Below are 11735 nucleotides of genomic sequence, written 5' to 3' on the forward strand. Positions count from 1 at the left end.
AATCCTGAACAAATTTTAATAATTAAACTTAAAAACATGAAAATTATTTCAAAAATTACCAGATTTGCAATGATTGCAGCTTTGGTACTAGGAGTATCATCTTGTGATGATGACGATGACGGTGGAACACCAGATACACCGGCAACTTTAAATATTGTAGAACTTGCTATTGCGGATACCGATAATCTTAGTAGTCTGGTGGCAGCACTAACTGCTGTGGACACACAAGAAGGTGTGGATCTAATTGCTACTTTAACGGGCTCTACTAATTATACGGTTTTAGCTCCAACAAATGAAGCTTTTCAGACATTTCTTGATGATAATAATTATGCAGATTTATCTGAAGTTCCATTAGAAGTATTAACAATGGTATTAAAAAATCATGTAATCGAAGGAACAGTAGAAGCAGCTGACTTAGCAGCTGAAGGTGCTGGTTACACGACTACTCTTGCCGATGCAGGACCTGATGGAAATTTACTTAGTATATATTATAATACTGCTGATGGTGTTGAATTTAATGGTGTTTCTTCTGTAATTGATGCTGATATTGCTGCTACTAATGGTGTTGTTCATGTAGTTGATGCTGTTATAGGGCTACCAGATGTAACTACTTTTGCGACTGCTGATACTAATTTCTCCAGTTTGGTAGAAGGATTGACTGCTTATAATTTCACTTATGTAAGTACCCTACAAGGTGAAGGTCCTTTTACAGTATTTGCACCAGATAACGCTGCATTTGATGCACTATTAGCTACTAATGATGATTGGAATGCTCCGGGAGATATTGATGAACTTACTCTGGGTGGTGCGTTAACGTTACATGTAATTACCGATGCAAATGTAAGAGCAGCTGATCTTACTGACGGTGACGTAACTACACTAGGAGGTGATGTAACAATCGATGCTACAGCTGCAACTATCACTGATGGATCTGATCCTGCTGTGGTAAGTACGATAACTGCTACCGATGTTCAGGCAACTAATGGAGTAATTCATATGATTGATACGGTATTATTAACTCCGCTTCAATAAATAACATTAGTTTTGATTATATGATATTGTATACCTAATTAAATTGGTATAAACAGATCACATAATAATAAAGCCCTGATTCAAGATGAATCAGGGCTTTGTTATTTTTTTCATTTTCAAAAATGATATTACTTTTTTGCCTTTTGTTGCTCAGCTTGTTCCATTAATTCCTTCATCTTCTTTTGAAACTTCCCTTGCTTTTTAGGTTTCTTTTTATTTTCCTGAATCTTAGCGTGAATTTTATCATCATCAATAATAAAATTCTTGATCACTAACATAATACCAATAGTAATTAAATTCGATATAAAATAATACAGTGATAATCCACTCGCGTAATTATTAAAGAATATTAGCATCATTAGTGGAGATAGATACATGATAAACTTCATATTTGGCATCCCTGGTTGCTGCGTCTGCATTGTCTGTCCGGTAGTCATCGTCATATAGATAAAGATCGCAATGGAGGCTAAAATTGGAAACAAACTAATATGGTTTCCATAAATAGAAGAAATTACAGGAATGTTTGTAGACCATTCAAAAATTGTATCATAACTGGATAAATCTTCTGCCCATAAGAAACTCTTTTGTCGTAAATCGAAAGCACTGGGGAAGAAACTAAATAAAGCATAAAAAACTGGTATTTGCATCAAAGATGGTAAACAACCACTCATAGGACTGGCACCTGCTTTGCTGTAAAGTGCCATGGTCTCCTGTTGCTTCTTCATGGCATTATCTTTATACTTCTCACTTATCTCATTGATCTCTGGCTTTAATATTTTCATTTTGGCCTGAGATACGTATTGCTTATACTGCACTGGAGATAATACCAGTTTGATCAATACAGTCATTAAAATAATAATCAATCCATAAGAACCTATAAACGAACTTAAGAATCCGAATAATGGAATGAATAAATATTTATTAATCCAGCCAAATATACCCCATCCCAGAGGTACGATTTCATCCAGATTACGATCATACGCATTTAATGTTTTATAATCTACAGGACCATAATACCAATCCATATTATAATTTAACTCACCTCCTTGTAATGCCAACTGCATGGATGATGTAAATTCTTTTGTTACTGTAATATCTTTATCCGGAAGCTCACTTTTACTTACCACATTAGTAGAAGTAAATGTTGCTGTCTTAAAAGGAGTATCTGTGAGTAGTATAGACGTAAAAAAGTGTTGTTTGTAGCCTATCCAACTTACTTCTTCTTCTGTTTCTTCATCAAACTCTCCTTGTCCTGTATAGCTATCTTTATCTCCTCCCTCATATTCATAATGAATATCCGTATATCGATTCTCATAAGAGGCACTTTTTGCTTGACGGATCGCTTGCAATTTCCAATCCAGGCTAATATTCTGACCACTATTTATAGTTTGTTGTAATCCCTGAGATCGGATTGTAAAATCCACCATATAATCATTAGGTTTGATCTCATATCGATATTCCAAAAACTCTGACGGAGACACTTTCCATTTCATAGATAGCACAGTATTTTCACTATTCTCTGAAACTGTAGGTTCAAAAAATAAATCTTTGGTATTTAAAATTCTATTATCTGTTGTGCCAAAATTAATATTGAAAGAAGCATTTTTGCCATCTTTAATCAAATATACAGGAATAGAATCGTAGGTTTTAAATTGTTTCAATAAAGCCTCTTCTATATACCCTCCTTTGTTATTAATTTTTAAACGTAATACATCATTTTCTATTGTCGTCAAATTATCTTTAGCAGAAGGTAAACCTGCAGAATATGCTACTACTCCCAATTGTGATTTTGCAGCGGCCATTGCCAGGGAATCTTTGGGATCTACAGCTACAGCATTGCTTTCTTCTACAAAATTGGATGTTTTCTCTGTAATAGTACTTTGCTCAGCCGCTTTGATTTGTTCTTGCTTTGCTTCTTCTTCTGCAATTTCCTCAGGAGTTTTTCGATTCATATATAACATAACGCCCATAATGACGAATATAAGTACGAATCCAATTATTGAATTAAAATCAAATTTCTTTTCTTCCATTGATGTATGTATACAAAAGCCTTTATCTTATTTCTAGAAAAAGCTTTCTGAATTATATTATTTTTTTTATTTCAATTATCTAGCCAGTTCCATTCTTATGCCACATTGGCATCTTTAGAAACTTTTGAGTAAGATACAGCAGCTTTAACAAATGCTACAAAAAGAGGATGTGGATTTGCTACTGTACTCTTATATTCAGGATGGTATTGTACTCCCACAAACCATGGGTGTTCAGGGATCTCTATGATCTCTACCAATCCGGTTTTTGGGTTGATACCGGTTGTTTTTAATCCTGCTTTTTCTAATTGATCTTTATAGTCATTATTATATTCATAACGATGGCGATGACGTTCTGAAATTGAATTCAACCCATAGGCTTCTGATACTTTAGACCCTTCAGCTAATTCACAATCCCAGGCTCCTAATCTCATGGTTCCTCCCATATCCGTAATATTTTTCTGCTCCTCCATCAAACTTATGACAGGATGAGAAGCCTGCTCGTCTACTTCTACAGAACAAGCATCTTTTAGCATTAATACATTACGTGCATATTCTATAACAGCCATCTGCATCCCAAGGCAAATTCCAAAAAATGGAACATTATGCTCTCTGGCATATTGTACCGCTTTAATTTTACCTTCAATGCCTCGTTCTCCAAATCCCGGAGCTACAAGAACGCCATCCAGATGTGCAATTTTATTTGTAATCGTTTGATCATCAATATATTCAGAATGTATACTTTCGATCACCACTTTCACTTCATTTTCAGCTCCAGCGTGTATGAAAGATTCTAAAATTGATTTATAAGAATCTTGCAATTCTACATATTTCCCAATCAAACCTATTTTAACTTCACAGGTTGGATTTTTGTGTCTTTGTAAAAATTTATTCCAATTATCCAGATCTGGCTGATCATCATCTCTAAGCACTAATTGTTTCAGCACTACAGTATCTAATCCTTCTTCTAACATCAAATTGGGCACATCATAAATAGTAGATGCATCAATTGATTCTATAACAGCTTCCTGTCTTACATTGCAAAATAAGGCTAATTTTCTACGCAAATCATCTGATAGTTTATGTTCTGTTCTACAAACTAAAATATCAGCTTTAATCCCGCTTTCCATGAGTGTTTTGACACTATGCTGTGTGGGTTTTGTTTTTAACTCTCCTGCTGCAGAAAGGTAAGGAACCAGTGTTAAATGTATAACCAAAGCATTAGTATCTCCTAATTCCCATTTTAATTGTCGAACCGCTTCTATATACGGTAATGATTCTATATCACCTACGGTACCTCCAATTTCTGTAATCACAATATCATAATTACCACTTTTTCCTAAGATCTGAATTCTCTCTTTTATTTCGTTGGTAATATGTGGTACTACTTGCACCGTTTTTCCTAAAAACTCACCACGACGTTCTTTTTCAATGACACTTTGATATATTCTACCTGTCGTAACATTATTAGCTTGTGAGGTAGGAGTATTTAGAAATCGCTCATAATGACCCAGATCCAGATCAGTTTCTGCTCCGTCATCTGTAACATAACACTCGCCATGTTCATAGGGATTAAGTGTGCCCGGATCAACATTGATGTATGGATCCAGTTTCTGAATTGTAACCCTGTATCCTCTTGCCTGCAACAGTTTAGCTAAAGAAGCTGCTATGATTCCTTTTCCTAGTGAAGAAGAAACCCCTCCGGTTACAAAAACATATTTGGTATTAGCCATATGAACTTACCTATTTATCGTTGTATTTAAATTTTGCGCAAAAGTACAAAGAAGAACCCAAATACGGTATTGAAAATTATGCAATATTTCTAGAAGTTATTGAGGAAATCCTATATATGACCTAAAATATAGTGCTATTGGTTTTCAAAGGATTGGAATTTTTCATTTCAAATGAAGTGAAATGATATTGATTAAACCATACAATAGTTTTACAACTTCTATACTCTTATTAATTTTAAACTTTCTGATATTAAAGTTAACTTCGAATTTTCAAAATAAAAAAATCCCATCATTACTGATAGGATTTTTGTATAATTTTGATTGTAAGATTACCCTACTCTTCTTCATCAGAAGATTTTTTCTCATCGGGAGCTTCAAAATCTGTAATGCCTTTTGCTTGTAAAATATTATACCATTGTATGACTTTTTTCATGTCGCTAGTATATACTCTATCCACGTCATAATCAGGTAATACTTCGCCAAAGTAAGATTCTAATTCATTTTTAGATACTTTGTGATTAATAGCTGCACCCTTATTCTCTTTGTCTTGAATTCTTTTAAAAATATCTCTCAAAGGAACTTCTTCTGTGTATGTATAAATTGCAATTTCACTTAATATACTTACATTATGACGCATACTAACGGATAATTTCTTACCATCTGCTAATGCTTCTGCCACAAATCCACTTCGGGTCTGCGCTTTTAACTCATAGAGACCTGGTTTACCGGAAATTGATAATATTTTATCTAAACTCATATATTTTCTTTTCAAAAGTTGGCAAATATCAATAGTTCATTTTAAAAAATCAAATATTGCCTTTAAAAATTATATCTTATTTTATGTAACTGTAATTAATAGTAAGAACATTTTTTTAACGTCCTTTTTTAGCCTGTGGAAATCGCATTCTATAATCGTTATCAATTTTACCTTTAGATATGCTACCAAGTTTTCCTTTTATCAAACGTTTTTTTAAGCTGGATAGTTTATCTGTAAACAAAATTCCTTCGATATGATCATATTCATGCTGAATAACTCTTGCCGCTAACCCATTATATGTTTCTATATGTTCTTTGAAATTTTCATCATAGTACTTAATCTTTATAGTCTCTTTTCTAAAGACATCTTCTCTTACATCGGGTATACTTAGACATCCTTCACAAAAAGCCCACTCCTCTCCTGTTTCTTCTAATATAGTAGGATTTATAAATACTTTTTTAAAATCCTTTAGTTCATTTTGCTCTTCTTCTGATAATTCTTCATCTTCAGAAAAAGGCAATGCATCTACGATAAAAAGACGAATCGAGCGTCCTATCTGTGGGGCTGCTAAACCAACTCCATGAGCATTATACATGGTTTCAAACATATTAACCAATAAATCTGACAAATTAGGATAGTCTTCCTCGATTTCTTTTGCCTTTTTCTTTAATACTGGATCTCCGTAAGCTACAATAGGTAAAATCATCTTAAAAATGTATTCTTTTAATGGATTCTGATCAATCCAAAATTACTAATTTATATAAATTCTTATCAAAAAAATGTAAAACATTACTACTACCCTCGCTACAGGTTGTATAAATAATCCTGAAGTATAATAGTAGCACTTATCTGATCAACTAATGCCTTATTTTTTCTTTTCTTTTTAGAAATACCACTGGCAATCATTGTATCAAATGCCATCTTTGATGTAAAACGTTCATCCATCCTCTTAACGGGAATATCTGGTAGTCGCTTCGCTAATTTTTCTAGAAAAGGCTGGATGAGTTTTTCACTTTCTGACGCTTCACCATGTAATCGTTTTGGTTCCCCGACAATAAACAATTCTACCTCTTCTTTGGCAACATAATCGCTTAACCAATTTAACAAATCGCTTGTATCCACCGTGGTTAATCCAGACGCAATGATCTTAGATTCATCTGTTATTGCAATCCCGCATCGTTTCCCCCCATAATCTATTGCCAAAATCCTTGCCATAAACACTTTTAGGCAAAAGTATAACATTATTATAAAAACACCTTACGAATACCATTTATCCTTACAAAATCTTTGTCAGCATCACAGTTACCAACTTACTTAAAATACTTTTATATCCTTTCTGACATTTATAAGAGAAGTAATAATCTCACATTGATATACCGGAGTACTCTAAATTTTCAAGGGATATATCCAAACTATTTTCATACCTATAAAGATTAACTTACTTTCGTAATTGAAAATTCAATTTAACATCAACCCAAGCCACTACATATGAATTTTAAAAAAAAGACCGGTATATTAGCACTCATTATAGGCATCCTTCTTATACTAAATATTACAAGTTACCTGAATGTATATAATAATGATTTACCCTCAGATACTTTCTTTTTCAAAAAATTCAATTTTGATACAGAAAAAAACTTCCCTTCTGTATTCTCCAGCTTATTACATTTAATTGCCAGTATTCTTTTACTCTCTATAGGTTTAACAAAACTTAAAACAAAAACAAAAAAATTCTTTTGGTTTTCGCTAAGTGTAGTTTTCTTATTCTTAGCTCTTGATGAATTACTAAGAATTCATGAAAAAATAGGACGGTATATGGATACTATGGTGGATAAATCCGGTATTTTTTATTATAGTTGGCTGATTCCCTATGGTATAGCAGTGATACTCCTTGGGATTCTATATATAAAACCATTTTTCAGACTTCCAAGAAAAACAATTATCAATTTTATAATTGCCGGATTCATTTTTATTATGGGTGCTATGGGATTAGAAATGATCACAGGATCCTATATTGACTCTTCTAATTTTGGCAATGTAGAACTTAAATTGATTCCTCAAATTTTTGTTTTATATACTATCGAAGAACTCCTGGAAATGATTGGGATTACATTTTTTAACTATGAATTACTACGTTTTAAAGTTACCAATAAAATTTCGTAGTGATTATCATCAACAATATAGTAGCTTACGAATCGAATTTTTATATTTGTCAAAATTTTAATAAATGAACCAACTAAAAGAAACCATAGAAAAAGCCTGGGACAACAGAGAGCTTTTAAAGGAAACAAATACTCAGGATGCAATTAGAAAAGTTGTAGACTTATTAGATGCCGGAGAACTTCGTGTTGCTGAGCCAACAGAAAATGGATGGCAAGTAAATGAATGGGTTAAGAAAGGCGTTGTACTGTATTTTCCAATCCAGAAAATGGAAACCTTAGAAGCAGGAATTTTTGAATACCACGATAAAATCCCTTTAAAAAGAGGATACGAAGCTAAAGGAATCCGAGTTGTTCCTAATGCAGTGGCACGACACGGAGCTTATATCTCTCCCGGGACAATATTAATGCCTAGCTATGTTAATATTGGAGCTTATGTAGATGAAGGCACCATGGTAGATACATGGGCTACTGTAGGTAGCTGTGCACAAATTGGCAAAAATGTACACCTTAGTGGTGGTGTAGGAATCGGTGGTGTATTAGAACCATTACAAGCAGCTCCTGTAATTATAGAAGATAATGCTTTTATAGGTTCTCGTTGTATTGTTGTAGAAGGTGTGCGTGTAGAGACTGAAGCTGTACTAGGTGCTAATGTAGTACTTACTGCATCTACTAAAATTATCGATGTAACTGGTGATACTCCTGTAGAGCGAAAGGGTGTCGTACCTGCCAGATCCGTTGTCATACCCGGAAGCTATACTAAGAAATTTCCTGCTGGAGAATATAATGTACCCTGTGCTCTTATTATTGGTAAACGCAAAGAAAGTACTAATAAGAAAACATCTCTTAATGATGCATTAAGAGAACATGATGTAGCAGTATAATAAATACGGATATATTGAAGAAAATAAGCTATTCAAATAATGAATGGCTTATTTTTTTATTAAGCAATTTTTTTAATTCTCTTTGTGTCTTCATTTTTTATAATTCCAGAATCTGTCCAGACACTTTTTTCCTCTCGTGTAGCTTTTCTAATTGCCAAATTTTTATTGATAGATTCCTGATTTTTATAACCCCGAGGGTGATCTAAATGGACACAAATAGCATGATATCTTATTTGCTTACTTTTAATACCAAGATTAAATAACCGTTCCCCTAATTCTCTATCCTGACCACCATATTGCATACGTTCATCAAAGCCATTAACTCTTATAATATCCTTCTTCCATCCAGAGGCATTATGCCCATTCCAACTTGCATTTGTAGGTGTTATCGTATTGAGTAATGATGCCTTAAAGCCTTTGGCTGTTAATTTATTATTCTTAAAAGATGATGGTAATCCATTTTCTTTTAACCAGGCTATATCAAAACATCTTCCAGCTAAAATATCTTCTTTGCTGATGCGCTTTGAAATATCCATAGGCAGCATAAAATAACCTCCAGATAAAAAATAACCTTTTTTTCTTTTACTTACGTGATGCCTCACAAAATCTTTTCGTGGAATACAATCACCGTCACTCATAATGATGTAAGAGGTATTACAATGTGTAATAGCCTTGTTCAAAATCTCAGATTTTTGAAATCCATTATCCTCATGCCAAACGTGAATAATAGGATAAAAAACAATTTTCTGTAATCTCCTTATTAATCTATCAGTATCTTGTGTAGAACCATCATCCGCAATAATAATTTCAAAATTCTTATAATCCTGACAATTATAGCCATATAAAACCTTCTCCAACCAAACTGGAGCATTATATGTACTTATTATTATTGATGTATCTATTTTGTTCACATGGTAAATATAAGTCAAATACCACATATTGAGCAACTAAAACCATAATTACCTTTATTATTTTACTCATCAGGAATTACCTAACTTTGTTTCAACGTATGTAGAGAAAGAAAAAATAAATGAAAAGCATATTAATTATTCAACAAAAAATGATTGGAGATGTACTCTTAACATCCATTCTTTGTGAAGCTCTTAAGAAGAGAAACCCTGAAAATACAATTGATTACCTGGTATATACTAATACAATTCCTGTTATCAAAGAAAACCCATTTATAGATACAATCGTAGAATTTAAAAACGAATACAAAAAAAACAGACGATCATTTATTAATTTTCTTAAAAGCATTAGAAACAAAAAATATGACCTGGTCATTGATGCTTATGGAAAAACTGAAAGTAATTTAATTACTTTGTGTTCTGGTGCACCAGAAAAAATATCATATTATAAATGGTACACTAATTTTATTTATACAAAAACAATCAATAGAAAACCTGTTGTGCTTACTAATGCAGGAAACGCATTAGAAAACAGATTACGTTTAATTTTTAAAGAAGAAGAAATAACTGATAACATCATTGCTCCAAAAATTTTTATAACAGATCAAGAGCGTACAGATGCAAAAGAATATCTAAAATCACAAGGATTACTGGAAAACAAACCTTTAGTAATGATAAGCGTTTTAGGCAGCACTATAGACAAAACCTTACCTTTTGAATATATGGCAACTATTATAGATGAGTTTGTAAACCTAACTCAGAGTAATATCCTCTTTAATTATATACCAAATCAAGTAAAAGATGCACAATTAATTTATGATCTTACCTCAGATTCAACAAAAAAGAATATTTATTTTGATGTTTTTGGAAAAAGTTTGAGAGAATTTATTGGAATCCTCTCACATTGTGATATGCTTATTGGTAATGAAGGAGGAGCCGTAAATATGGCGAAAGCTTTAAACCTAAAAACTTTCACTATTTTTTCTCCATGGATACGTAAAGATGCCTGGAATATGTTTGAAGATGGAATACAACACGACTCAGTTCACTTAATGGATTTTAAACCTGAGGTCTACACAAATAAGATACCTAAAGATCTTAAAGATAGATCTATAGAATTATATAAAGAATTTTCTCCAGACTTCATTATACCAAGACTTACTGATTACTTACAAACATCAAAATAAACCATTTTCGACCTGAGAGGTCAAGGCATCAAAAACAAGACTCCTTTATCATGATTCTGTGTGCTATAACCCTGGTAGAGCCTAGAGTATTCTATAAGTTAGATTTTAAACCCAAAATGTTCTTGTAATGCTTTCCACTGAGTAACGTTCTTCCCTTTTCCTATGTTCTCCCTTTTTAAGGATATGTGCTGAGTTCCGATTATCGGTACAGGAATTGGCGGTATCTGTTCTGAAAGTCTGCTTTCTGTGTTATTTAATAAACCCATAGCTTTAAACCACAGATCATCTGCTTTTGGTGTTAATTGCAAAAATAAAGATTCATCAAAAACAGTTTTATGTAAGGATTCTGGCGGGTATAAGATTCCGTTAGCCCCAATAGGTAAAACACACTTATTATCCTTTTTAAAAGCTTCTGTATATACCCATTGATGATATGGTAATAAATCACCTTTATCATCATAACGTATCATTCTTACTTGATTTGCAATAATAGCAGAAGGGTATATAAGATGTTGATTATATAAATAGGACAACCAATTTTTATGATAGATAAAATCATCATCACAAGTGACAATCGTGGTATCGGGAAATTCCTTTAAACTATGAATCAATTTCTTATGCGAACAAGTTAAATGAGAAAATCTAATTTCAAAAACGGATCCCTGTAATACTGTAAGATTATCAGGAATCATTTCCTTCAAGTCTTCTGGAAGCCACAATACTATCTTTTCTGGTTTTTTCGTTTGAGTCAGAATACTTCTTATTGTAATATGAACTTTCTCTACCCGGGAAGGAATCGTTGTCAATGAAACTATAATTGGGATTTCTTCTTTCTTTGTTTCCAAAAGTTTTTTGACCGGTATCAATCGTAATCTAACCGTTTTATATAATGATATTGGTAATTCTTTTACTTTCACAGATGTATATGATTACTTTAATTACTGTCAAAAATAAACATATTTTGCCCTAAGATTTCCTATTTGCATTGTAAACTTATAAGATGTACATTAAAATATTTTTCAAGATTACATCATAAGCTAATGAGTTA

At 32.7% G+C, this 11735-nt stretch carries 11 protein-coding genes; 4 read left to right on the forward strand and 7 right to left on the reverse strand.

All coding sequences use genetic code 11. The features are described from left to right. Positions 1–36: 36 nt before the first annotated feature. Entirely contained in the window at positions 37–1032 is a 996-nt protein-coding gene (locus ABD816_RS11180) for a fasciclin domain-containing protein (RefSeq protein WP_344927363.1), read from the forward strand. 128 nt (positions 1033–1160) lie between these two features. Here ABD816_RS11180 and yidC read toward each other — a convergent pair whose 3' ends face one another. The 5 genes from yidC to ruvX form a co-directional block, all read right to left on the reverse strand. Further along, the gene (gene yidC, locus ABD816_RS11185; protein ID WP_344927364.1) at positions 1161–3062 is read right to left on the reverse strand and encodes a membrane protein insertase YidC; all 1902 of its coding nucleotides are present in this window, start codon (positions 3060–3062) and stop codon (positions 1161–1163) included. A gap of 95 nt (positions 3063–3157) precedes the next feature. Then, positions 3158–4792, reverse strand: coding sequence for a CTP synthase (gene pyrG, locus ABD816_RS11190; protein WP_344927366.1), 1635 nt, complete (start codon positions 4790–4792; stop codon positions 3158–3160). Between the two features lie 334 nt (positions 4793–5126). Next, positions 5127–5549 (reverse strand): DUF5606 family protein, encoded by a 423-nt coding sequence (locus ABD816_RS11195; protein ID WP_344927368.1) that lies wholly within the window; start codon positions 5547–5549, stop codon positions 5127–5129. A gap of 115 nt (positions 5550–5664) precedes the next feature. After that, the gene (def, locus tag ABD816_RS11200; RefSeq protein WP_344927370.1) at positions 5665–6255 is read right to left on the reverse strand and encodes a peptide deformylase; all 591 of its coding nucleotides are present in this window, start codon (positions 6253–6255) and stop codon (positions 5665–5667) included. Between the two features lie 98 nt (positions 6256–6353). After that, positions 6354–6764: a Holliday junction resolvase RuvX gene (gene ruvX / locus ABD816_RS11205; protein ID WP_344927372.1), complete on the reverse strand. Its 411-nt coding sequence runs from the start codon at positions 6762–6764 to the stop codon at positions 6354–6356. A 273-nt stretch (positions 6765–7037) separates the two neighbouring features. Here ruvX and ABD816_RS11210 point away from each other — a divergent pair, with 273 nt between their 5' ends. After that, the gene (locus ABD816_RS11210; protein ID WP_344927374.1) at positions 7038–7712 is read left to right on the forward strand and encodes a hypothetical protein; all 675 of its coding nucleotides are present in this window, start codon (positions 7038–7040) and stop codon (positions 7710–7712) included. A gap of 64 nt (positions 7713–7776) precedes the next feature. Then, complete coding sequence (locus ABD816_RS11215) at positions 7777–8592, forward strand: 2,3,4,5-tetrahydropyridine-2,6-dicarboxylate N-succinyltransferase (RefSeq protein ID WP_344927375.1); 816 nt, start codon at positions 7777–7779, stop codon at positions 8590–8592. A gap of 59 nt (positions 8593–8651) precedes the next feature. Here the strand turns inward: ABD816_RS11215 and ABD816_RS11220 are convergent, their stop codons facing one another. Continuing rightward, the gene (locus ABD816_RS11220) at positions 8652–9503 is read right to left on the reverse strand and encodes a glycosyltransferase family 2 protein (RefSeq protein WP_344927377.1); all 852 of its coding nucleotides are present in this window, start codon (positions 9501–9503) and stop codon (positions 8652–8654) included. A gap of 119 nt (positions 9504–9622) precedes the next feature. Between ABD816_RS11220 and ABD816_RS11225 the strand changes: the two genes are divergently transcribed. Then, a complete protein-coding gene (locus ABD816_RS11225; protein ID WP_344927379.1) occupies positions 9623–10687 on the forward strand; it encodes a glycosyltransferase family 9 protein in 1065 nt (354 codons plus the stop codon). A gap of 98 nt (positions 10688–10785) precedes the next feature. Here the strand turns inward: ABD816_RS11225 and ABD816_RS11230 are convergent, their stop codons facing one another. Then, complete coding sequence (locus ABD816_RS11230) at positions 10786–11604, reverse strand: hypothetical protein (RefSeq protein WP_344927380.1); 819 nt, start codon at positions 11602–11604, stop codon at positions 10786–10788. Positions 11605–11735 lie beyond the last annotated feature (131 nt).

This window comes from Aquimarina addita, from assembly GCF_039539305.1.
Taxonomy (GTDB): Bacteria; Bacteroidota; Bacteroidia; order Flavobacteriales; family Flavobacteriaceae; genus Aquimarina; species Aquimarina addita.

Excerpts from the sequence above, each read along its gene's own strand:
- ruvX (WP_344927372.1), bottom strand. The coding sequence starts at position 6,764 with ATGGCAAGGATTTTGGCAATAGATTATGGGGGGAAACGATGCGGGATT.
- ABD816_RS11215 (WP_344927375.1), top strand. The coding sequence starts at position 7,777 with ATGAACCAACTAAAAGAAACCATAGAAAAAGCCTGGGACAACAGAGAG.
- ABD816_RS11225 (WP_344927379.1), top strand. The coding sequence starts at position 9,623 with ATGAAAAGCATATTAATTATTCAACAAAAAATGATTGGAGATGTACTC.
- ABD816_RS11210 (WP_344927374.1), top strand. The coding sequence starts at position 7,038 with ATGAATTTTAAAAAAAAGACCGGTATATTAGCACTCATTATAGGCATC.
- def (WP_344927370.1), bottom strand. The coding sequence starts at position 6,255 with ATGATTTTACCTATTGTAGCTTACGGAGATCCAGTATTAAAGAAAAAG.
- pyrG (WP_344927366.1), bottom strand. The coding sequence starts at position 4,792 with ATGGCTAATACCAAATATGTTTTTGTAACCGGAGGGGTTTCTTCTTCA.
- yidC (WP_344927364.1), bottom strand. The coding sequence starts at position 3,062 with ATGGAAGAAAAGAAATTTGATTTTAATTCAATAATTGGATTCGTACTT.
- ABD816_RS11195 (WP_344927368.1), bottom strand. The coding sequence starts at position 5,549 with ATGAGTTTAGATAAAATATTATCAATTTCCGGTAAACCAGGTCTCTAT.
- ABD816_RS11180 (WP_344927363.1), top strand. The coding sequence starts at position 37 with ATGAAAATTATTTCAAAAATTACCAGATTTGCAATGATTGCAGCTTTG.